This is a genomic window from Ruegeria sp. CH10 (assembly GCF_056537125.1).
Genome location: NZ_JBQFQY010000001.1, coordinates 257,636 through 279,471 on the forward strand (window position 1 = coordinate 257,636; position 21,836 = coordinate 279,471).

Here is a 21,836-nt window from a genome sequence, read left to right on the forward strand (position 1 = left end):
GCCCCTGATGAGTTCGTTAACCAATTCTAACTAGAGTTGCTTTCGTTACTCGTTCGTTAACCCGCAGAGGTAAGAACCAGATTTGGTTCAAAATCATAAACACTCATGAAGTCAGAGTTCGGGGCGATCTTGATCAAGGCAACACCCGCGTAGGTTGTGCCACAAAAGGGCAACTTCCATTCGATCAAGGAAACCAAGAAAATGCAGGATCTCATGACCATGATTACCACACTCCGCCGTCCCCGCCTGCTGGCCCGGACCGCAAAACACGGAGTTCAGGATTATGATCGGGAACGCCATCTGCAACGCATTTTGGGATATGGCGCGTTGCCCGGAACCGGTGCGGCCCTGGTTCGGTTATTGGAGATGGAGCGAGAGGTTAACGCGCAGCGACTGGCCGAAGACGCCGCCTATTCCCTGGTCCGTCACCTGGACCTGTTAATCGCGTTGCTGGGTGAGGCGCAGCTGTATCAGGCCAGCCGCGCCCCGCAGATTCATTGATCAGGTAAAGGCATCCGGCATGGAGGCCTTTTTCTTCTCGACATATTCGGTCAGAGCCGCGTGGATGCCGGGATCGAGCTGCGGTTGCTGGTAGTTGGCCAGCAGATGCTCGACCCGGGCCGAGGCCAGCTGCCGTGTGTCACGCTCACCTTCATCAACCCATGTTTCAAAGGGTTTGTAGTCGAGCATCTCGCTCTTCCAGAAGGCTTCTTTAAAGTTCGCCTGTGTGTGGGCACATCCCAGATAGTGGCCACCGGGCCCAACCTCGCGGATCGCGTCCATCGCTTGCGCGTTCTCGTCATAAGCCACGCCTTTGGCCAGACCGTGCAGGACGCCCAACTGGTCGGCATCCATGACGAACTTTTCAAAGTCAGCCACCAGACCGCCTTCCAGCCAGCCGCACGAGTGCAACATGAAGTTCACGCCTGACATAAGACCCATGTTCAGCGAGTTCGCAGTCTCGTACGCTGCCTGTGCATCCGGCAGTTTCGAGCCGCAGAACGACCCGGCCGAGCGGAACGGCAGGTTCAGACGCCGCGCCAGCTGACCCGCGCCGTAGGTGACCATCGACGCTTCGGGCGTACCAAAGGTCGGCGCGCCCGAGTTCATGTCGATCGACGACACAAACGCACCAAAAATCGCGGGCGCTCCCGGACGAACGATTTGGCTGTATGCGACACCGGCCAGAACTTCGGCCAGAACCTGTGTCAGCGTACCCGCAACCGAAACCGGAGCCATCGCACCGCCGACGATAAAGGGCGAAATGATGCAGGCCTGATTGTTGGCCGCATACACTTCCAGCGCGCCCATCATCACATCGTCGAAGGTCATCGGCGAGTTGATGTTGGTCAGCGAAGTCATGACAGTGTTTTCCTGCACGAACTCTTTGCCGAACAGAATCTCGCACATTTCAACCGAATCCTGCGCGCGGCTGGGATCGGTGACCGAGCCCATGAACGGTTTGTCCGACAGGGTCATATGCGCCATCAGCATATCCAGGTGACGCTTGTTCACCGGGATATCCGTGGGTTCACAAACCGTCCCGCCCGAGTGGTGCAGCCATTTGGACATATAGGCCAGTTTCACGAACTTGTTGAAATCGTCCATGGTCGCATAGCGGCGGCCACCTTGCGCATCGCGCACGAAAGGCGGGCCGTAGACGGGGGCCAGAACCATGTTTCGACCGCCGATCACAACCGACTTTTCCGGATTACGGGCGTGCTGGGTGAATTCGCTGGGGGCCGTTTTGATCAGCTCGCGCGCCAGACCACGCGGGATGCGCACCCGCTCGCTATCCACATCGGCACCGGCGTTTTTCCAGCGTTCCAGAGCTGCCGGATTGTCGACGAAGTTGACACCGACCTCGGCCAGAATCGTTTCCGCATTCGCTTCGATGATCTGCAACGCTTCTTCATTCAGAACTTCAAAGTTCGGAATGTTCCGCTCGATATACTTTGCTGTCTCGATACGCACTGCGGTGCGTTCAGCGCGGCGAGCAGCGCCACCGCCACCCCTTGACCGACGCCGGGCGTTTGCCTCAGACATTGAGATCTCCCGTCTGTTTCTAGGTTCACCAGCCGTGTTACAGGACACAAAAGCGCGCCAGCATCTGGATAACGGCGCTATCGGAGAAAAAGCGACATTCGCCCGCCTCTCAACGTCAGGCCCTCGCGTCATAACTCTTGCACATGCACGGCTTGCGCCATAATAGCCACCCATGACCCAAGACACCCATGACCGCCTTCTGATCATCGACTTCGGCAGCCAGGTAACGCAGCTGATCGCCCGCCGCCTGCGCGAGCTGAACGTCTATTGCGAAATCCACCCCTATCAGAATGTCACGATGGACTTTGTGCGCCAGATGGCGCCCAAGGCCGTGATCTTCTCGGGCGGGCCGGACAGCGTGACGCGTGAGGGATCGCCCCGCGCGCCGCAAGAGATTTTCGACTACGGCGCGCCGATTCTGGGCATTTGCTACGGCCAGCAAGTGATGATGCACCAATTGGGCGGCAAGGTCGAAAGCGGCCACGGCACCGCCGAGTTCGGACGCGCCTTTGTCACGCCCAAGGGTCAGCTGGATATTCTGGACGGCTGGTTTGCCGAGGGGGACGAGCAGGTCTGGATGAGCCACGGCGACCATGTCAGCGAAATCGCCCCGGGGTTTGAGGTGTTCGGGACCTCTCCGAACGCGCCCTTTGCCATCACGGGCGACCCCGGTCGACATTTCTATGCGGTACAATTCCACCCCGAGGTGCACCACACCCCCAAAGGCGCGAAACTGTATGAGAATTTCGTAAAGCTGGCCGGGTTCAGCGGCGACTGGACCATGGGCGCCTATCGCGAACAGATGATTGAGAAAATCCGCGAACAGGTGGGCGACAAAAAGGTCATCTGCGGCCTGTCCGGCGGTGTCGACAGCTCGGTCGCGGCAATTCTGATCCATGAGGCAATCGGTGATCAGCTGACCTGTGTGTTCGTCGACCACGGGCTGCTGCGCAAGAACGAGGCCGAAGAAGTTGTCGGCATGTTCCGCGACAACTACAACATCCAACTGATCCACGCGGATGAAAGCGCGCTGTTCCTGGGTGAGTTGGAGGGCCAATCCGACCCCGAGACCAAGCGCAAGATCATCGGCAAGCTATTCATCGACGTGTTCCAGAAACACGCCGACACCATCGATGGGGCCGAGTTTCTGGCGCAGGGCACGCTCTATCCTGACGTGATCGAATCGGTTTCGTTCTCGGGCGGCCCGTCGGTCACCATCAAGTCGCACCACAATGTGGGTGGCCTGCCCGAAAAGATGGGCCTGAAACTGGTCGAACCCCTGCGTGAGCTGTTCAAGGACGAGGTCCGCGCCTTGGGCCGCGAACTGGGCCTGCCGCAGAGTTTCATCGGACGCCACCCCTTCCCCGGCCCCGGTCTGGCGATCCGCTGCCCCGGTGAGATCACCCGCGAAAAGCTTGAGATTCTGCGCGAGGCCGACGCGGTCTATATCGACCAGATTCGCAAGCACGGGCTTTATGATGACATCTGGCAAGCCTTCGTGGCCATCCTGCCTGTGCGCACCGTCGGTGTGATGGGTGACGGGCGGACCTATGATTACGCCTGCGCGCTGCGGGCCGTGACCTCGGTCGATGGCATGACCGCCGATTACTACCCTTTCACCCATGAATTCCTCGGCGAAACTGCCACGCGGATCATCAATGAGGTCAAGGGCATCAACCGCTGCACATATGACATCACCTCAAAACCCCCCGGAACGATCGAGTGGGAATAACCTTCAAAGCCGGGCTCTGTCCCGGCTTTTTTGTTTAACTCTGCCCAGAAACCCATAGGTTTCATGTCAGAAACCGCGATTCCCGCAGGCAGGTAAATGGACAGCAGCAAACCTCAGATCGGCAAGGCCGCGCTTTGGATGACGGGTGCTATCGCCTCATTTTCCTCGATGGCTGTCGCAGGCCGGGAACTGAGCGTGACCCATGACACGTTCGAAATCATGTTTTTCCGCAGCCTCGTCGGTATCTGTGTCGTGGCGGCGATTCTGACGGTGACAGGCAAATGGGCGCAAGTCACGACCCATAGGCTGGGCCTGCACGGAATTCGAAACATTGTGCACTTCACCGGTCAGAATCTGTGGTTCTATGCGGTGTCGATCATCCCTTTGGCACAGGTTTTTGCGCTGGAATTCACGCAACCGATCTGGGTGATCCTGCTGTCTCCGCTGCTGTTGGGAGAGCGGCTGACAACAGTGCGCGTTATGTCCGCGCTGATTGGTTTTGCAGGGATATTGATCGTGGCCCGCCCCGGCGCGGTGCCGATGAACGCCGGAGTTCTGGCCGCTGCGCTTTCAGCTGTTTTCTTCGCGCTGACCACGATCTCCACCAAGAAATTGACCCGTTTCGCAAGCATCGGCTGCATCATGTTCTGGCTGACGGTGATGCAGGCCGTGCTGGGGTTGATCGCCGCCGGGATCGACGGCCAGATCACATTGCCAACGGCGGCAACGACGCCATTTCTGCTGCTCGTAGGTCTGGCTGGTTTGCTGGCGCATTACTGTATCACCAACGCCCTGGCCATTGCACCCGCAACGGTGGTGGTGCCGTTCGACTTTGCCCGCCTGCCAACGATCGCCGTTGTAGGCATGATTCTGTATCACGAGCCGCTGGACCACTGGACGCTTTTGGGCGCTGCCGTGATCTTCTCAGGTATCTTTCTGAATGTTAGCGCCGAGAACCGTAACAGTTTGGCAACACGTTCCCGTGATACAGAACAATAATAACGTACCGTCACCGGTTGACGGTTCATTATTGCTTAAGAAAGTATCGGGCACCATCAGTCAGGTCGATCTCAATCACTCAATAAACTGATCTGACCAACAGGACATCGTTAGGGAGGACTCAATGAAAAAAGCGCTATTGCAGGCGTGCGCACTCAGTGTTGGGGCGACAGGGGCCGTGGCAGGCGGTCTTGACCGCAGCGGCCAAGGCATCAACCTGATCTTCGAAGAAGGATCGGCCGTACAGCTTCGGCTGGGGTACACAACCCCGGATGTGAGCGGTGAACAGAACGGCGTCGAATCCGGCGACGTATCCGAGAGCTTTTTCTCGCCGGGCTTGGGCTATAAACACGCGTTCAACGACAAGCTGGACTTTGCCCTTATCTATGATGAGCCGTTCGGCGCGGATATTGCCTATCCGGCTAACTTCCCTCTGTCGATCAACCCCCTCGCCCCGGTTGGCGGCCGCACCGGTGTTCTAAGCGCCGATGCAGATATCGACGCACTTACGGCTGTGTTGCGCTACAAGGTCGGCAACGGCTTTAGCGCCATCGGCGGTATTCGCGGTCAGCGGGTCGAGGCCAACGTCTCCGTGCCGTTCGTCGCGGGCTACGAAGTTGATTTCGACCAAGAGATCGATTTTGGCTATCTCGTCGGCGTGGCATGGGAACGTCCGGAAATCGCGGCACGTGTTTCGCTGGTCTACAACTCCAAGATCACCCATGACCTTGGCACGACCGAGAGATTTGATCTGCCCGTCCCGCCCGGAGCCCCGCCAGCTGGCGTGGTTCCTGTGACGCAGGAAAGCACAACTCAGGTCGAAACGCCGCAATCGGTGAACCTGGACTTCCAGACCGGTGTTGCACCCAAGACCCTTGTCTTCGGCTCGATCCGTTGGGTTGACTGGCCGCAAGCTGCGGTTGCGCCTGCGACTTTCTCGGCTCTGACCGGCGGCACCGATCTGGTGAACTTCGAGGATGACACATTCACCTACACGTTGGGCATGGGTTATCAGTTCTCGGATGAATTCTCGGGCGCTGTCTCTTTTGGTTACGAAAAAAGCACCGGTTCCGAAGTTTCGAACCTCGGCCCGACGGACGGTTTCTGGAGCGTCGGTCTCGGCGGAACGTACACTATTGACAAGGCGCAGATTTCGGGCGGCGTTCGCTATACCGATATTGGCGATGCCACCACCACAACCGGTGGCGAATTCAGCGGCAACAGCGCCTGGAGCGTCGGTTTGCAGATCACCTACTCGCTGGGTTGATCCCAACGCCCATACCATCTGTAAAACCCCGCCCATCGGCGGGGTTTTCTTTGCGCAGGATTCGGGTCGAACAAATTCACCAGCCATGTGAAAAGACCCTATGACCACGCAGAAACACCTAACGCCAAAAGCCTGGGCCGAGCTTGTCTTGCTGGGCGTGATCTGGGGCGGGTCCTTCGTCTCGATCCGCATCGCTCTGGACGAGATTCCGGTGATGACTTCGGTATTTCATCGCGTCTTCTGGGCAATGCTGGCGCTTTGGCTGGTGGTCTGGTTTCGACGCCTGCCGGTTCCGCGCAGCCCCAGAATATGGCTGGCCTTTCTGATCATGGGCGCGCTGAACAACGCAATCCCATTTTCCCTGATGGCGTGGGGGCAGTTGCATATTGAGGTCGGCCTGACCTCGATCCTCAATGCGGCAACAGCCATCTTTGGCGTGCTCATCGCCGCGCTGTTCTTTCAAGACGAGCGGCTCAGCCCATCGCGGCTGATGGGGGTCACGCTCGGGTTTGTGGGCGTCACGGTCGCCATCGGCCTTCGGAGTTTTGCGGATTTCAACCTTCAAAGCATTGCCCAACTTGCAGTGATTGCCGGAACCCTCTCTTACGCTTTGGCCGGAGCATGGGCCCGCGCCTACTTGTCGGATCTGCCGCCCGTGGTGGCCGCGGCGGGTATGCTGAGCGGATCGACCTTGCTGATCCTGCCCCTGACCTTACTGACAGACGGGGTTCCCAACCTGGACCTCTCACCAATCACCTGGGGGGCGATTGCCTATTACTCTCTGATTGCCACCGCCGGGGCTTACCTGCTGTATTACCGCGTTCTGGCCATGGCAGGTGCGGGTAATCTGATGTTGGTCACCCTGGTCATCCCACCCGTCGCGATCATTCTGGGCGCCCTGCTGCGGAATGAAGCTCTGCCGCCGCAGGCTTATCTGGGTTTTGCAATTCTGGCACTGGGGCTGCTGATCCTTAACCGCGCTGCGCCGCGCAATTGACGCCGTCCTCTGCCCGATTTAGCTAGGTCGGAAAAAGGGACCGCGGATCATGATCTACAGCTCGGCAAAAGACTGGCGCGAGGCCGCGCGCAAAAAAGTACTGTTCTTCGGCATGTCGGGCCTGGGCAAGACCTATGTCTCGAATGTACTGCGCGATTCCGGCGACTGGTTCCACTATTCGATCGATTACCGCATCGGCACGCGGTACATGGGCGAGTACATCGCCGACAACGCCAAGGCCGAGGCGATGAAGGTCCCGTTTCTGCGTGATCTGCTTCTGACGGATTCGATCTATATCGGCTCGAACATCTCATTCGAGAACCTGACGCCGGTGGCGGCCTATCTTGGTAAGCCAGGAAACCCCGATCTGGGCGGGTTGGATCTGGTAGAGTACAGACGCCGTCAGGAACAGTTCCGTTTGGCCGAAATACACGCGCTGCTGGACACCGAATACTTCATCGACCGCGCCGAACGTTTGTATCAGTACCCAAATTTCATCTGCGACACGGGCGGGTCGATCTGTGAATGGGTGGACCCGAATGATCCCGCAGATCACGTCCTGTCAGAGCTGTCCCGCCAAGCCCTGATGATCTGGATTCAAGGTGACGAGGATCATACGGCCGAGTTGATCCGCCGCTTTGACAAGGCCCCAAAACCGATGTCTTACCAGCCCGAGTTCCTGACACGCGTTTGGGAGGAGTATCTGACCCAGAACGCCTGTCAGGCCGAAGAGGTGAATCCAGACGCCTTTATCCGATGGACCTATGCGCAGGCGCTGGCGCATCGCCAGCCACGGTATGAGGCGATGGCCGAGAACTGGGGAGTTGCGGTCACCGCGGACGACATGCACAAGGTGCGTGACGCCGCGGATTTCGACGAGTTGATCGAGCGCACCCTTGAGACCCGCGCCAACCGCGCTTAACTTCCGCCTCTACACTGTAACTCCAAAGGCTTGCACCTGATGCCAATCAAGATTCCCGCCGACCTTCCTGCGTTTGATGTCCTCTCGAAAGAGGGCGTCTCGGTCATGGCCGAGGATCAGGCAATGCGTCAGGACATCCGCCCCCTGCGGATCGGGTTACTGAATCTGATGCCCAAGAAGATTCAGACTGAAAACCAGTTTGCGCGCCTGATTGGAGCGACGCCGCTGCAGATCGACCTGTCGTTGATCCGCATGACCGAGCACCGCACCAAGAACACAGCCGCCGCACATATGGCCGAGTTCTACCGCCCCTTTCAGGAGGTAAAGGACGAGAAGTTCGACGGACTGATCATCACCGGTGCCCCGATAGAGCATCTGGAGTTTGATGACGTCACCTATTGGGACGAATTGCGCGAAGTTTTTGAATGGACACAGACCAATGTGCATTCGACCTTTGGCGTCTGCTGGGGCGGTATGGCCATGATCAACCATTTCCATGGCGTCAAAAAGCACATGCTGGACGCCAAGGCGTTCGGGTGTTTCCGTCATGCCAATCTTGACCCCGCCTCGCCATTCCTGCGGGGGTTCTCGGATGATTGCGTAATTCCGGTCAGCCGCTGGACTGAGATGAAACAAGGCGAAATCGACGCCGCCAATGGTTTGGTGACGCTGCTGGGCAGCGACGATGTCGGCCCCTGTCTGGTCGAAGATCCGGCGCATCGCGCGCTCTATATCTTCAACCATTTCGAATATGACAGCGACACGCTGAAACAGGAATATGATCGCGACGTTGCCAACGGCACGCCCATTAACGTGCCGATGAACTACTACCCGGACGACGACCCAAGCCAAACTCCGCAGAACCGTTGGCGCAGCCATGCGCATCTGCTTTATGGCAACTGGATCAGCGAAATTTACGGAACAACCCCGTATGACATCCGTCGGATCGGGGTCGAGAAAACAGATCTGAGGGCCTGAGATCATGCTGCGCTTTGGTCTCATCCTCTTGACCCTGCTGCTTTTGCTATGGGTCGTCGCTGTCTGGCGCGCCTCTCGCAACGAAGCCCGGGCTGAAGCTACCTTTCCCCCCGAAGGGCAGATCGTCGATGTTGATGGTATCAGCGTACACGCGGTTGTCATGGGCGAAGGTCCCGACGTTGTTCTGATCCATGGCTCCAGCGGCAACACGCGTGACATGACCTTTGCCCTGGCTCCGATCCTTGCCGAGAGCTACCGGGTGATCGTGTTCGACCGTCCCGGGCTGGGCTATAGTGACAGCTTCAACCCCGATGGAGAGACAATCGAAGAACAGGCCGACATCCTGCAAAAGGTCGCTGCTCAGCTGGGTGCTGAAAAGCCCATCGTCGCTGGCCAGAGCTATGGCGGGTCGGTCTCGCTTGCGTGGGCGGTGACGCGGCCGGAAAACATCTCGGGGTTGGTCCTGATCGCCCCGGCGGCGATACCGTGGGAAACCCCGCTGGATGGGTTCAACCAAATGGCCGCAACCTCGGTCGGGAACGCAATCGTCCTGCCCCTGATCACCGCATTTGTTCCTGAGTGGTACGTTGAAAAGGCCCTGGACAAGGTGTTTGCCCCCCAAACCGCGCCCGAAGGCTATGCCGATCACTTTGGCACCGGCCTGACCATCCGGCGCGGTTCCATGCATGCCAACGGCAAACAACGCGCCAACCTTCTGGAAGAGGTACGCGCCCTGCAATCCCGGTATGGTGAGATTGCCGTCCCGACCGAGATCGTGCACGGCACCGCCGATGACACCGTCGGTCTTGAATGGCATTCGCACCGCCTGATCGACGATATCCCGGGGGCTGAACTGATCGAGCTGCCCGGCATTGGCCACATGCCGCAGGTCGTCGCCGCCCCTGAGGTTGCCGCAGCAATAGACCGCGCCGCACAACGTGCAGGTTTGCGTTAAGCCCGCCGCTAATCCATAGTAGGATATGGATTTTATGGCGAGGTGACGCATGGCCCGGTCCCCCAAAGGCTCAATTCAGAACTATTTCGAAAAGAAGGCTCCGAAAGATGTCCGGGAGGCGATCGAGAAATCTGACAAGGGCGACATCCTGAACCCCTCATACCCCTATGACGAGCGTATGAAACGCAAGGAGTATGAAACGGAAATGGAGCAACTGCAGATCGAACTGGTCAAGATGCAGTCGTGGATCAAAGACACCGATCAACGCGTTGCACTGATCTTTGAAGGGCGCGATGCGGCTGGCAAAGGCGGCACGATCAAGCGGTTTCGCGAAAACCTGAACCCGCGTGGTGCGCGGAACGTGGCGCTCAGCAAACCGTCGGACACGGAACGCAGCCAATGGTATTTCCAGCGCTATATCCAGCATTTGCCCTCGGCCGGTGAAATCGTGTTCTTTGACCGCAGCTGGTATAATCGCGGGGTGGTGGAAAACGTCTTTGGGTTTTGCACAGCAGAAGAACGCGAACGCTTTTTCCGGCAGGTCATGCCGCTGGAAACCGGGTTGGTCAATGACGGGATCACCCTGTTCAAATTCTGGCTGAACGTGGGGCGCGCCGAGCAATTGAACCGCTTTCTGGCGCGTGAGACGGACCCGCTAAAGCAATGGAAACTCAGCCCGATTGACGTTGCCGGATTGGACAAGTGGGATGAGTACAGCCAATCGATTTCAGAAACCCTGACCCGCAGCCACTCAGAGCATTGTCCGTGGACAATTGTAAGGTCAGACGACAAGAAACGGGCGCGTCTGGCGGCCATTCGCACCGTTTTGCATACGCTGGACTATGCAGAAAAAGACGAAGACGCGATTGGCGCGATTGATGACAAAATCTGCGGCGGACCGGAAATCTGGGACGCATGAGCGACGGTGGACGAAACGCCGATGGGGGATTATGTCTGGTATTCCGACCCCTTAAGCAACAAGGACGCCTGACACAGGGATGACAAAACGCGGGTATCACCACGGAAACCTGAAACAGGCGCTGATCGAGGCTGCGCTGTCTTTGATCGAAGAAAAAGGCCCAACCGGCTTTACCCTGTCTGAGGCTGCCAAAACCGCCGGGGTCACGCCTGCGGCGGTTTACCGGCATTATCAAGGGCGCGAGGATCTGATTGCCGAGGCCGCCCGCCAGGGGTTTGAGATGTTCGCCGACCTGATGCAATACGCCTATGACAAGGGCCAGCCTTCAGCGCTCGCCGCGTTTGAGGCGACGGGCCGCGCCTATCTTGCTTTTGCCCGCAAGCACCCCGGCCACTATATCGCGATGTTCGAAAGCGGGATTTCCGTGAACCGCACGCCTGAACTGGCACTGGCGGCGAACCGGGCCAAGGCAGTTCTTGAAAAGGCGGCATCGGACCTGTCTCAGCACATCCCGCCTGAAAAACGCCCACCCGCTTCGATGTTCAGCGCGCATATCTGGGCCATGAGCCACGGAGTTGTCGAACTGTTCGCGCGCAATACCGGCGCCAGTTCCCCCTTCCCGCCCGAAGATTTGCTGGAGACGGGAATTGGCATCTATTTGCGCGGTTTAGGGCTGGTGCCGCAGGATGAGTGACTGCGGCTAGCGGTTCAAACGTTCAGATCCTCAGCGCAGGGTATAAACCCCGCAAAACCGCCATTGGCCAGCAACCGGCTTTGCCCACCAGCGCGCCAATACAGTTTGCGACGTGTAGCCTGCAATTCCCGACGGATGCGGAACCACATTGGCCCCTTGTCCAGCCCGCTATTGGTCTTTTGATCCTGCGAGCGTTCGCTGACCTTGACCGCCTCGGCGGCCTCTTGCTGTTTGGACCACATCATCTGCACCCCCACCGCCGGAAAACACTGGTACATCTGCCAATCCGGGCGGGGGTAAGAGATAAAGTCGTCCAGATGGTCAGAATACACGTCAGACCACGATAGCAGCTTACGACACGCCGCCTGCGTCACGATATACGCGGCCGAGCTTGGGGCCATTTCCAACATGGGCCGGACCGGTATATCGGCCATATGCTGCAAGGGTCCGAACCGCATCGGGCGCGGGGAATAGTCCAGCTTGATCAGATCGAATCCGTCTGCCCCACTCAGCAGCGCCGCAATCACACCCCCAGCCTGCGCAGAAAACTCAACGTCATCTTCAAAGATCGCGACCGCTTGCAGCTCTTGCTCAATAACCATTCGCCAAATGGCACGGTGGCTTTCGAAACAGGCGATCTCGCTTTGCGTCAGGCCCCAGCGGCTGCCGGTTCCGGCGACATAGCGGTTGCCATCCAATCCGCCGGGTTTCTGACCATCGGTTGCACTGAACCGTTGCGCGCCCGCCAGACCGGCATGGGCGAATTGATCATCCATGAACGCGGCCCGTTGAGGCACACGGTCAAGGTTGATAAAATAGGCACCCGTTCCCGGCGGCAGTTCGAAATGTCCCACGGTTTGTCCTTTTCCAGTGCTTACGCCAGATACACGTCGCTGAACCGGACAATCAACCCCGCCCTAAACAACGGGCCGAAGGACGGCGGGAAAGGACACCCATTCCCGCTTGCCAGATCATGCGCTGATTGTGTTGTGCTCTGGCCCGTAGGGAAAGCCGGTGATGTTCTCGGCGCCGTTTTCTTCGACCACCAGAATGTCATGCTCACGATAACCACCGGCGCCGGGCTGGCCCTCGGGAATCCACAGCATCGGCTCGATTGAGACGACCATACCGGGCTCCAGCACCGTGTCGATGTCCTCGCGCAGTTCCAACCCGGCCTCGCGGCCATAATAATGGCTGAGGACGCCGAAGGAGTGACCATAGCCGAAGGACCGATATTGCAGCAGCCCTTCATCGGCAAAGAACCGGTTGATTTCGGCCGTGATGCCAGAACAAGTCGCGCCGGGTTTGATCAGGCTCAGCCCCAACTCATGCGCGGCCACATTGGCCTTCCAGATGCGCAGGCTTTCGGCGTCCGGCTCGCCCAGAAACAGGGTGCGTTCCAGCGCGGTGTAATAGCCCGAGATCATCGGGAAGGTGTTCAGCGACAGAATATCGCCCTTTTGCAACGCCCGCTTGGTCACCGGGTTATGCGCGCCGTCGGTGTTCAGGCCAGACTGGAACCAGACCCAGGTATCGCGGTATTCGGCATTGGGATAGGCGCGCGCAATCTCGGCCTCCATCGCGTCGCGCCCGGCCATGGCGATCTCGATCTCGGTCGCGCCTTCGCGGATCGCGGCGTGGATGGCGGCACCACCCACATCCGCGGTACGCGCACCGCCCTTGATCAGTTCGATCTCTTCTGCCGATTTCACCATCCGGGCGGCCATCGTATCAGCGGCCACATCCACCAGTTCCGGCTGACCCAGCATCGCCAGCGCTGTGTCACGCGCGGCCAGCGTCATGTGATCGCCTTCGATCCCGATCCTCCTGGCATCACCGATCAGGCTGGCCACCGCGCGCCAGTAATTGTCGCGTTTCCAGTCGGTGTAGATCACGTTTTCCTCTACCGAGCGCCGCCATGGCTGGCCCGCGTCGATATTCGCCGACACCGTGGTGCATGCCTCCTGCGTCACCACGCAGCCATAAGGGCGGCCAAAGGCGCAATACAGAAAGCCTGAGTAATAGGCGATATTGTGCATCGAGGTCAGCAACACCGCCGGAATATCCCGCGCCGCCATCATGGCGCGCAGTCCCGACAGGCGGCGTTGATATTCGGCCTTGCTGAACGGCAGCGGGGCCTTGTCGCCATTGTGGCTGGTGAAGAACTCGGGGCGGTTGGTCAGGTCTGTCATCATGCTCTCTCCTGCAATGCCGGACGATGGGTGCCCGGCCACAAGTCCCGGCGTTCAGGACAAGCGGCCTCGGGAACCGAGAGCCATGCGCCCGTTTGACCGTCACGACGCCATCGTGACCGGGCTACACAAGGATAGGGCTAAATCACGCCGCGGCGTGCGTCAAGCGGGGGAAAGGCCCCGCAGACGCTCGGACCGGCGGCGCAGCAATTCAACCGTCGTCAGCAGCGCGATTGAGATCACCACAAGGATCGTCGCCACCGCCAGAATGGTCGGGCTGATCTGTTCGCGCAGACCCGTGAACATCTGCCACGGCAGCGTTTTCTGACTGGCCGAGCCGACAAACAGCACCACAACCACTTCGTCAAACGAGGTGATGAAGGCGAACAGCCCGCCCGAGATCACGCCCGGCAGGATCAGCGGCATCTGGATCTTGAAGAAGGTCCGCACCGGCCCTGCCCCCATATTCGCCGCCGCGCGGGTCAGCGATTGATCAAAGCCAACCAGTGTCGCCGTCACCGTGATGATCACGAACGGAATACCCAGAACCGCATGCGCAAGGATGACCTTCACATAGCCCACAAAGTTCTTGTCCATGCCCAGCGTGCCCTCAAGGAAACGCCCGATATCGCTGTAGAAAAAGAACATGCCGGTGGCCGAGATGATCAGCGGCACGATCATGGGCGAGATCAGGATACCCATGATCGCCCGTTTGCCGGGCACGTGACTCTGGCTCAGGCCAATGGCGGCCAACGTCCCCAGCGACACTGAGATGATCGTCGCAATCGGCGCAATGATCAGCGAGTTCTTGAAGCTGCGCTGCCATTCATTGTTGGTGAAGAAATCGCGGTAATGCTTTAGCGAATACCCCTCGGGGTCCAGCCGCAGCATTTCGGGCGTGAAGGTAAAGAAATCCTGCGCATTGAAGGACAGCGGCAGAACCACAAGGATCGGTGTGATCAGGAACACGAAGATCGCACCGCAAATCACCCGGAACGTATAGTGCCAAAGCACCTGCCCGCCGGTCATATACGGCAGCAGTTTCCGCCGATAGCGCCCCTCGTACAGCCAAAAGATAAAGAAGGCGAAGAACCACCCCACCAGCAGGCCCACGATCAGCCCCATCATTCCAGCAAACAGCAGACCAAGCCCACCTATTCCGAGAATCGTGATCCACCGGGCCACACGCTCGTTATCCAAAACGTTCATGTAAACCCAGGCCAGACCTGCCATCAGGGCGGCCCCGATTACGATGCCCAACAGGACACTGCCCTGCCCTGCGCCGACGAACATGCCGACGAAGCCTCCGGCAATGGCCACAGCGGGCAGGACAACCGACAGTGGTTTGCGGGATATAGGTGTAAGTGCTGCCATGATCTTTATCCCAGTTTCACGTTATCGATGCCCACGATCTTGTCGTAACACCAGTAAAGCAACAGAACGACCGCCAGCAGGATCGTCCCCAACGCCGCTGCCAAGCCCCAGTTCAGCGAGGACGAGATGTGATAGGCGATCCGGTTCGAGATAAAGACACCTTTGGTGCCGCCTACGATCTCGGGCGTGATATAGTAGCCGATGGCAAGGATGAACACGAGGATCGAGCCCGCGCCAATGCCCGGAATGGATTGCGGGAAGTAGATGCGCCAGAAGGTCGTCCAGTTGGTCGCGCCCATCGATTTCGCGGCGCGGGTGTAGGATTCAGGTATCGTCTGCATCACCGAATACATCGGCAGGATCATGAACGGCAGCAGGATATGCGTCATCGCGATGATCGTTCCGAATTGGTTGTTGATAATCACCAATCGGGCGTCATCGGCCACCAACCCAAGCCAGACAAGCGTTTCGTTGATCACCCCCTGCTGCTGCAACATCACCTTCCACGCCGAGGTTCGCACCAGAAGCGAGGTCCAGAAGGGCAACAGCACAAGGATCATCAGAAGGTTCGAAACGCGCATCGGCAGTGTCGCCAGAATGTACGACACCGGATAAGCCAGCAGGATACAGGCCCCGGTAATGATCAGCGACATCATCAAGGTGCGGCCAAACAGCTTGATCAGGATTTGTTTGTCTTCGGGCTGCGCCTGCGCGCCTTCGGGCGTTCGGCGCATGTCGACGGCGTTCAGGAAATAGCCATTGGTGATGGGAACCGCATGGGTCTTGATCGTGCGCCAGGTGTCGACATCCCCCCAGCCATCGTGAATCTCAATCAGCTTGTCTTTGAACGGCGCGTCGGTCTCAGGGTCGATCTTTTTGATCTGGCGGCCCGACCGGCGGAACATCGACGACATGCCAGTTTGTTCATAGTTCAGGCGCGAGCCCAGACGCGTGTGCGTTTTCGCATCAATCGCCGCAATCATGTCCTTGGTGAAGGCGGCGTATACTTCTTCCCCGGGTAAGTCACCGCTTTCAGCGTCCCAATTTCGCAGTTCGACCACCGTCAGCGGCAGAGTATTTTCGACAATGCTGTTTTCAACCGAGCGGAACAGCATCGACACAATCGGGATTACAAAGGATAGCAGAACGAACAAAAGCAGCGGCGCAATCAGGGCCAAAGCCCGCAATTTGCGGCGGCGCAGAGACCGTGCCAGAGATTTCTTCAGAGGCGTGCCATCGGCAGCCAGCATCGGACCGGATTGAGTTGCGTCAGTCATCTGCGTCCCTTGGTCTTTTGGTGGGTTGGGGCCCGCGCAGGCCCCAACCAATCGAGTAAGACAGGCTTATTGTGCCAGCCACGCCTGGAATTTGGCGTCGATATCGTCACGGTAGTCGGCCCAGAACTCGTAGTTGTACAGGAACGTGTTCTTGGCGTTTTCCGGATCGGTCGGCATGTGCGGTGCCATGTCGATGCCCAGGTCAGCGTGCTGCCCCACCAGCGGGGCCGAAGATGCACGGGCCGGACCGTAAGAGATGTACTTGGCCTGATCCGCCAGACGTTGGGTGTCGGTCGCGAACATGATGTAGTCCAGCGCGCGCTGCTGACGCTCTTCGCTCAGACCGGCGGGGATGATCCAACCGTCCAGATCGAACACCTGCGCGTCCCACAGCATGGCAACGGGCTGCTTCTGCTCTTCGATCACGCTGAACAAACGGCCGTTATAGGTCGACCCCATGATGACCTCGCCATCGGCAAGCAACTGCGGCGTGTCGGCACCGGCGGACCACCAGACAACGCTGTCCTTGATGGTATCCAGCTTGGCCAGCGCCTGATCCTGCCCTTCCGGGGTCGCCAGCACGTCATAAACGTCGTCCTTGGCTACGCCGTCGCACAGCAGCGCCCATTCCATGTTGTTGATCGGACGCTTTTCCAGCGAACGCTTGCCCGGATAGTTTTCCAGATCGAACACCGCGCAAATCTCGGTGGGAGGGTTGTCGCCCACCAGATCGGTGCGATAGCCGAAGGTGGTCGAATACACGATCTGCGGGATAAAGCAGTCACTGACCAGCAGATCGCCAAAGTCCTCGGACGCGGGCGTGCCATCCGGTGCGGCCGCAAGCTGCGAGTCAAAGTCGATTTCCATCGCCAGACCTTCGTCGCACAGGCGGATCGCATCCGCCGCAACAACATCCACCACATCCCAGGTGATGTTGCCCGCTTCGTTCATTGCGCGCAGCTTGGCAACCGCCTCGGCCGAACTGTCATCGTTCAGAATCGTAACGCCGGTCTTTTCCGAATAGGGCTCGTGATACGCCTTGAGCTGCGATTTGGAATAGGCACCGCCCCACGAGACGATGGTCATCTCTTCGGCCATTGCACCGCCAGCGACTGCGGCAACTGCACTTGCCAGCAGAGTGGTTTTGGTAACTTTCATTGTTAACTCCCTGTTATACCCGTTAAATTTACTTTTGATCATTGGGGCACGGGGTCTCCCGATGACCGTGAGCGCCGCGCATCCGGGCGGATTGCGCGGGAATTCCTGTGTCAGGCGTCCAGCGCCCGACAATCATGGGCAAGCCAGCCTATTTCGACCTCTTCCCCCGGATGCAGTTTGACTGCGTCAGGCGCATTCCGTGTCTTGATGATGAAATCATCGTTCCCGGCCACAGACACACGGAAACGGAACACGTCACCCATGTAGATGAATTCCTTGACCGTCGCCTTCAGCGTATGCGCATCCTCGTGCAGACGGTCTTTGTTGAACTCCACCCGTTCCGGGCGGATCGACACCTTTGTCCGCTCCCCCGGCGTATGTACGTTCACCGGCTTGGCGTCGATTTCCGACCCATCGTCCAACGCCACCACACACGAGTCCCCGTCGATCGACTTAAGAACGCCTTCCAGTGTGTTGTTTTCGCCAATGAATTGGGCAACAAAACTGTTTTCCGGCTCTTCGTACAACAGGTCCGGCGGGGCCAGCTGCTGAATGCGACCATCGTCAAAGACCGCGACCCGATCCGACATGGTCAGGGCCTCGGTCTGGTCGTGCGTGACGTAGACCGTGGTGATCCCCAGCTCATGGGCCAGACGGGTGATTTCGAACTGCATATGTTCGCGCAGCTGTTTGTCCAGCGCGCCCAGCGGTTCGTCCATCAGGACCAGCTCGGGTTCGAACACAAGCGCGCGAGCCAGTGCGATCCGTTGCTGCTGACCACCCGACAATTGCGCCGGGCGGCGGCTGCCAAAGGCGCCCATCTGCACCATATCGAGGGCACGTTTGACCTTGGCCTCGCGTTCATCCTTGCCGATTTTGCGAACTTCCAGCGGAAATGCGAGGTTTTCGGCCACCGTCATGTGCGGAAAAAGGGCATAGTTCTGGAATACCATCCCGATCCCACGCTTATGCGGCGGAATGTTGTTGATCGGTCGCCCGTCCAACATGATCTCGCCATGCGTGGCGGTTTCGAACCCGGCCAGCATCATAAGACAGGTAGTCTTACCCGACCCTGACGGGCCGAGCATCGTCAGAAACTCGCCCTTTGGCATTGAGAGATTGAGATCTTTTACAACGAGTATTTCACCATCATAGGATTTTTGCACACGTTGAAATTCGACGAACGCTGCGTCATTGGACATATACCGACTTGGCTCCCTGTGCGGCCCGCTATTTGCCCGGTTTATCCGGATCTGGCAGACCTATTGTCCACATTTAAGGACAAGCGGCAGGTGACGTGCAACCAAAATATGACAGTTTTTGCTCAAATTCCCGAAGGTCTGCTGCACCGTTAAGCAGAATTCAGGGCCCGCATATGCCACGCAAGGCTTTGATTACTGGACAAAACCGGCTTTTTAAGTTGGGCCTGAACCTCGGGGATCGCATCAAAAGTTCTTAGATTTGTGCAGCTTATGAAAACAGCTTCAACCGATGTATCTGCGCCCAATTTCAACGCGGCATCGACGACGGATTGCCGCGAGATACGTACAACCTTGGATTCCTCGGCCTCTCCGAATGAGCCGAAGACATCCATGAACACCCCGTTTTCCGCAAATGCGCGGCGCAGGGGTTCGTTCACATCCTCGATGTAAGGTGACAGCAGAGCAAAACGGGAAACACCCAATTCCGCCGCACAAGCCGAGGCCGCCCGCAATGGGTTTGTCACATGGGCCACATTGCAGGTCTGTTGCACCAATTGCTCCACCCGCTTGGACCCGATCACGGAACTGGCCGAGGTACAGCCATAACCGACCACGTTGTAAGGCCGTGCCTTGGGCAAAAGGTCTGCTGCCGCAGGCAATGCGTTTTCCATTTGGGCCAGCGTGTCGGTGGTGACCTCAGCCCCGCTTGGGATACGCGACACATAAACCGGCGCGGGGTCATCCGTGAAATGGGCGTTGAATTCGGATTCGATCGTCTCATCGGTCTGCAAAACGATCAGCCCCATTGGCGTGGCCTTGGGGTCGTCTGGATCAAGCGTATAGGGCAAATAACTCATATCTGCGGCAACTCCGGCCCGACACGGGCACTGAGAAAACGGGGTTCGGCTTCTGTGATGACAATGTTCTCTTCGTGGACCAGGATTTTGTCGCCCACGGCAATACCGGGTTCCAGTGTCAACACCATCCCCGGTTCCAAAACCGTGTGATCGGTTGGGATCAAAGACGGCCATTCAGTCAAGGACATGCCCAGACCATGCCCCAACCGACCGGCCCCCGTATCGCCTGCAACGCGTGACAGGACCGCGTTCATGGCGTGGAACAAGTCCGCTGCGGTCGCGCCGGGTCGCGCCACCTCAAACGCCGCATCCGAGGCGTCGATCAGGGCCGCATAGGCATCGCGCACCAGCGATGAGGCCGATCCAACCGACCAATTGCGATCAAAATCGCAGAAATAGCCGTCCCACACGAGGCCCGTATCCAGCATCAACACATCGCCCGACCGCAGCGCATCCGACCGTGCGGGTGAGATCACGTCGGTATACCCACCCTGCTCGGCCCCGCCGGCCAGATACGGCACCCAATCGGCGCCCTCCTCAAGACACAGCATTTGGAACCTGCGGAAGACCTCATCCAGCGCGACACCGGGTTGCGCGATTTCGGGCACGCGGTCAAACGCCCGGTTGGCAATCGTACAGGCGGTTTCGATCTTGGTAATCTCGGCGGGCGATTTCACCATGCGAAGCGCACGTAAAATCCCGCCATCGCTGCCCAGACTTCTGTCGCCGAGCATATTTTGAAGCCGCTGCAGATCCGCCAAGGGCATGCGGACATAGCTTTCATGCCCGTCCGGCACCCCGATCACTTCCCCAGACGGGCAGATTTCACGCAGAGTTTCGGCCAGCAGACTGATCCCGTCATCTGACAGGTCCGGGGCGCTCCAGGTGCGGATGTCGTCAACCCAGGTCTGCGCCATCAACGCGGCACCTATCGACGGGATCACAGCAATCGGCTTGCCCGACGCAGGAACAATCAGAAACCAGGGCCGCGTGGGGCTTTCCCAAAATCTGGTCAGATACCCGGTGAAATACCGGACCTCTGGCTCTGTGGTCAGCAGTAAGGCGGAAAGACCGGCCTGCGCCATCCTCTCCTGCGCGCGTGCTGTCCGCGCGTGAAATTCGGAGGCTTCAAACCCCCTCATTCCGCGATCTCCGACAGGAAGCACAACACACGCGCGTCGGGGCAGATGCCGAGGGCCTCGCGCGCATCTTCCGTCATAACGGCGGCAACCCCTGCCCCGCCTGACGCTGTAGTTGCCATACCCGCCTTGGCCATGGCCGGAAGCTGCGCGGTCACCTGCGTATCGGACAAGGTCAGAAACGCATCGGCATCCCGCGCCAGACCATTCAGGGCGATCAGCGAAGGCTCTTTGCAGTCCAGCCGCCCCATCACACTGTCGGGGCCGTCGGCAAAGACGCAGGCACCAGCCTCAATACTGGCCTGCAACGCCGGGGCGGCCTCCGGCTCAACCACGACGATCTGCGGCGCGTCGCCCCAAGCCGTTCGGACATAGGCCGCAACGGCGCAGGCCATTCCGCCCACTCCGGCCTGCAACATGACATGGGTCGGAACCTGCGGGCATTGGTGCACGGCCTCAGAGGCCATCTGCAAATACCCCTCCATCAGCGTGTAGGGCAGATCATAGTACCCCTCCCACGAACTGTCCGACAGGAGTATCCAACCGTTATCCTCGGCGGCCTTACTGGCGGCCTCCATACTGGCGGCATAGTCCACCCCTTCGCGCGCGACCCTTGCCCCCTGCTCGCGCAGCCGATCTGCAAAGCTTTCGGGCACGGTGTCAGCGATATAGACCACCGCATCGGCGCCGAACCTGCGCGCGCCCGAGGCGACGCTGAGGCCATGATTGCCGGCGCTGGCGGTCACATATGTCCGCCCCTGTAAGGTCGTGGCATCAGGTGTTTCGCTCAGGTCAACCGCATGGCGCGCGATCACATAGGCGGCCCCCAGCGCCTTGAACGAGCCCAGCCCCATACGCCCCCGTTCATCCTTGACCCACAGGTTTTCGACATCGGCCAGCCCGGCCACATCGCGCAGTGGCGTTTCCTCGTCCGACAGGCAACGGGCGATCACGTCGGATGCCCGTGCGACATTGGTGGACGGGTACGGGGCATCCTCAATCAGTTTCTGACCTGCGCGATACGGATTCGATGTGATTTTCAACTGAGCGTCTTTCCTATGTTGCCCATTGACGTGACCGGATTCGTGAAGTTCTGTCAACGAAACTCACTCACCGCAGGAGCACCCG

20 protein-coding genes are annotated in these 21,836 nt (G+C 58.8%); 10 read left to right on the top strand and 10 right to left on the bottom strand.

From position 1 onward, the window contains the following. Positions 1–201 precede the first annotated feature (201 nt). Positions 202–501, top strand: coding sequence for a DUF6477 family protein (locus ACRZ94_RS01325; RefSeq protein ID WP_480650950.1), 300 nt, complete (start codon positions 202–204; stop codon positions 499–501). Here the strand turns inward: ACRZ94_RS01325 and ACRZ94_RS01330 are convergent, their stop codons facing one another. Then, positions 502–2,046 carry a trimethylamine methyltransferase family protein gene (locus ACRZ94_RS01330; RefSeq protein ID WP_480650948.1) on the bottom strand — a complete coding sequence of 515 codons (1,545 nt, stop codon included), beginning with the start codon at positions 2,044–2,046 and terminating at the stop codon, positions 502–504. Between the two features lie 172 nt (positions 2,047–2,218). On the opposite strand from ACRZ94_RS01330, the gene guaA reads away from it, so the two are divergent. From guaA to ACRZ94_RS01375, 9 genes are all read left to right on the top strand, one after another. Beyond that, positions 2,219–3,778 carry a glutamine-hydrolyzing GMP synthase gene (guaA, locus tag ACRZ94_RS01335; protein WP_480650946.1) on the top strand — a complete coding sequence of 520 codons (1,560 nt, stop codon included), beginning with the start codon at positions 2,219–2,221 and terminating at the stop codon, positions 3,776–3,778. 96 nt (positions 3,779–3,874) lie between these two features. Next, positions 3,875–4,777 (top strand): DMT family transporter, encoded by a 903-nt coding sequence (locus tag ACRZ94_RS01340; RefSeq protein ID WP_480796503.1) that lies wholly within the window; start codon positions 3,875–3,877, stop codon positions 4,775–4,777. A 124-nt stretch (positions 4,778–4,901) separates the two neighbouring features. Next, entirely contained in the window at positions 4,902–6,044 is a 1,143-nt protein-coding gene (locus tag ACRZ94_RS01345) for an OmpP1/FadL family transporter (protein WP_480650942.1), read from the top strand. Between the two features lie 100 nt (positions 6,045–6,144). Next, complete coding sequence (locus tag ACRZ94_RS01350) at positions 6,145–7,041, top strand: DMT family transporter (protein WP_480650940.1); 897 nt, start codon at positions 6,145–6,147, stop codon at positions 7,039–7,041. Between the two features lie 49 nt (positions 7,042–7,090). Then, the gene (locus tag ACRZ94_RS01355) at positions 7,091–7,963 is read left to right on the top strand and encodes an ATPase (RefSeq protein ID WP_480650938.1); all 873 of its coding nucleotides are present in this window, start codon (positions 7,091–7,093) and stop codon (positions 7,961–7,963) included. A 39-nt stretch (positions 7,964–8,002) separates the two neighbouring features. Then, positions 8,003–8,941, top strand: coding sequence for a homoserine O-acetyltransferase MetA (gene metA, locus ACRZ94_RS01360; protein WP_480650936.1), 939 nt, complete (start codon positions 8,003–8,005; stop codon positions 8,939–8,941). Positions 8,942–8,945: 4 nt separating this feature from the next. Further along, complete coding sequence (locus ACRZ94_RS01365; protein WP_480650934.1) at positions 8,946–9,896, top strand: alpha/beta fold hydrolase; 951 nt, start codon at positions 8,946–8,948, stop codon at positions 9,894–9,896. Positions 9,897–9,945: 49 nt separating this feature from the next. Then, positions 9,946–10,815, top strand: a complete 870-nt coding sequence (ppk2, locus tag ACRZ94_RS01370; protein WP_480796504.1) for a polyphosphate kinase 2 — start codon at positions 9,946–9,948, stop codon at positions 10,813–10,815. A gap of 79 nt (positions 10,816–10,894) precedes the next feature. Continuing rightward, positions 10,895–11,509 (top strand): TetR/AcrR family transcriptional regulator, encoded by a 615-nt coding sequence (locus ACRZ94_RS01375; protein WP_480650930.1) that lies wholly within the window; start codon positions 10,895–10,897, stop codon positions 11,507–11,509. A 14-nt stretch (positions 11,510–11,523) separates the two neighbouring features. On the opposite strand, the gene ACRZ94_RS01380 is transcribed toward ACRZ94_RS01375, so the two are convergent. The 9 genes from ACRZ94_RS01380 to ACRZ94_RS01420 all read right to left on the bottom strand — a co-directional run bounded on the left by ACRZ94_RS01380 (position 11,524) and on the right by ACRZ94_RS01420 (position 21,751). After that, positions 11,524–12,363, bottom strand: coding sequence for a glycosyltransferase family 25 protein (locus tag ACRZ94_RS01380; RefSeq protein WP_480796505.1), 840 nt, complete (start codon positions 12,361–12,363; stop codon positions 11,524–11,526). 117 nt (positions 12,364–12,480) lie between these two features. Beyond that, entirely contained in the window at positions 12,481–13,701 is a 1,221-nt protein-coding gene (locus tag ACRZ94_RS01385; RefSeq protein ID WP_480796911.1) for an aminopeptidase P family protein, read from the bottom strand. Positions 13,702–13,863: 162 nt separating this feature from the next. After that, a complete protein-coding gene (locus ACRZ94_RS01390; RefSeq protein ID WP_480796506.1) occupies positions 13,864–15,075 on the bottom strand; it encodes an ABC transporter permease in 1,212 nt (403 codons plus the stop codon). A gap of 5 nt (positions 15,076–15,080) precedes the next feature. Then, the gene (locus tag ACRZ94_RS01395; RefSeq protein WP_480650922.1) at positions 15,081–16,352 is read right to left on the bottom strand and encodes an ABC transporter permease; all 1,272 of its coding nucleotides are present in this window, start codon (positions 16,350–16,352) and stop codon (positions 15,081–15,083) included. Positions 16,353–16,418: 66 nt separating this feature from the next. After that, positions 16,419–17,510 carry an extracellular solute-binding protein gene (locus ACRZ94_RS01400; RefSeq protein ID WP_480650920.1) on the bottom strand — a complete coding sequence of 364 codons (1,092 nt, stop codon included), beginning with the start codon at positions 17,508–17,510 and terminating at the stop codon, positions 16,419–16,421. Between the two features lie 110 nt (positions 17,511–17,620). Then, complete coding sequence (locus ACRZ94_RS01405; protein ID WP_480650918.1) at positions 17,621–18,712, bottom strand: ABC transporter ATP-binding protein; 1,092 nt, start codon at positions 18,710–18,712, stop codon at positions 17,621–17,623. Between the two features lie 149 nt (positions 18,713–18,861). Next, positions 18,862–19,569: a maleate cis-trans isomerase family protein gene (locus tag ACRZ94_RS01410; protein WP_480650916.1), complete on the bottom strand. Its 708-nt coding sequence runs from the start codon at positions 19,567–19,569 to the stop codon at positions 18,862–18,864. Continuing rightward, positions 19,566–20,711, bottom strand: coding sequence for a M24 family metallopeptidase (locus ACRZ94_RS01415; protein ID WP_480650914.1), 1,146 nt, complete (start codon positions 20,709–20,711; stop codon positions 19,566–19,568). The genes ACRZ94_RS01410 and ACRZ94_RS01415 overlap by 4 nt, the downstream gene beginning before the upstream one ends. Beyond that, on the bottom strand, positions 20,708–21,751 hold the full coding sequence (locus ACRZ94_RS01420; RefSeq protein ID WP_480650912.1) for a pyridoxal-phosphate dependent enzyme: 1,044 nt from the start codon (positions 21,749–21,751) through the stop codon (positions 20,708–20,710). The genes ACRZ94_RS01415 and ACRZ94_RS01420 overlap by 4 nt, the downstream gene beginning before the upstream one ends. Between the last annotated feature and the right edge of the window lie 85 nt (positions 21,752–21,836).

What these genes read in the sequence shown, in the direction of transcription:
- ACRZ94_RS01325 (WP_480650950.1), top strand. Translation starts at nt 202, where the DNA reads ATGCAGGATCTCATGACCATGATTACCACACTCCGCCGTCCCCGCCTG.
- ACRZ94_RS01330 (WP_480650948.1), bottom strand. Translation starts at nt 2,046, where the DNA reads ATGTCTGAGGCAAACGCCCGGCGTCGGTCAAGGGGTGGCGGTGGCGCT.
- guaA (WP_480650946.1), top strand. Translation starts at nt 2,219, where the DNA reads ATGACCCAAGACACCCATGACCGCCTTCTGATCATCGACTTCGGCAGC.
- ACRZ94_RS01340 (WP_480796503.1), top strand. Translation starts at nt 3,875, where the DNA reads ATGGACAGCAGCAAACCTCAGATCGGCAAGGCCGCGCTTTGGATGACG.
- ACRZ94_RS01345 (WP_480650942.1), top strand. Translation starts at nt 4,902, where the DNA reads ATGAAAAAAGCGCTATTGCAGGCGTGCGCACTCAGTGTTGGGGCGACA.
- ACRZ94_RS01350 (WP_480650940.1), top strand. Translation starts at nt 6,145, where the DNA reads ATGACCACGCAGAAACACCTAACGCCAAAAGCCTGGGCCGAGCTTGTC.
- ACRZ94_RS01355 (WP_480650938.1), top strand. Translation starts at nt 7,091, where the DNA reads ATGATCTACAGCTCGGCAAAAGACTGGCGCGAGGCCGCGCGCAAAAAA.
- metA (WP_480650936.1), top strand. Translation starts at nt 8,003, where the DNA reads ATGCCAATCAAGATTCCCGCCGACCTTCCTGCGTTTGATGTCCTCTCG.
- ACRZ94_RS01365 (WP_480650934.1), top strand. Translation starts at nt 8,946, where the DNA reads ATGCTGCGCTTTGGTCTCATCCTCTTGACCCTGCTGCTTTTGCTATGG.
- ppk2 (WP_480796504.1), top strand. Translation starts at nt 9,946, where the DNA reads ATGGCCCGGTCCCCCAAAGGCTCAATTCAGAACTATTTCGAAAAGAAG.
- ACRZ94_RS01375 (WP_480650930.1), top strand. Translation starts at nt 10,895, where the DNA reads ATGACAAAACGCGGGTATCACCACGGAAACCTGAAACAGGCGCTGATC.
- ACRZ94_RS01385 (WP_480796911.1), bottom strand. Translation starts at nt 13,701, where the DNA reads ATGACAGACCTGACCAACCGCCCCGAGTTCTTCACCAGCCACAATGGC.
- ACRZ94_RS01390 (WP_480796506.1), bottom strand. Translation starts at nt 15,075, where the DNA reads ATGGCAGCACTTACACCTATATCCCGCAAACCACTGTCGGTTGTCCTG.
- ACRZ94_RS01395 (WP_480650922.1), bottom strand. Translation starts at nt 16,352, where the DNA reads ATGACTGACGCAACTCAATCCGGTCCGATGCTGGCTGCCGATGGCACG.
- ACRZ94_RS01400 (WP_480650920.1), bottom strand. Translation starts at nt 17,510, where the DNA reads ATGAAAGTTACCAAAACCACTCTGCTGGCAAGTGCAGTTGCCGCAGTC.
- ACRZ94_RS01405 (WP_480650918.1), bottom strand. Translation starts at nt 18,712, where the DNA reads ATGTCCAATGACGCAGCGTTCGTCGAATTTCAACGTGTGCAAAAATCC.
- ACRZ94_RS01410 (WP_480650916.1), bottom strand. Translation starts at nt 19,569, where the DNA reads ATGAGTTATTTGCCCTATACGCTTGATCCAGACGACCCCAAGGCCACG.
- ACRZ94_RS01415 (WP_480650914.1), bottom strand. Translation starts at nt 20,711, where the DNA reads ATGAGGGGGTTTGAAGCCTCCGAATTTCACGCGCGGACAGCACGCGCG.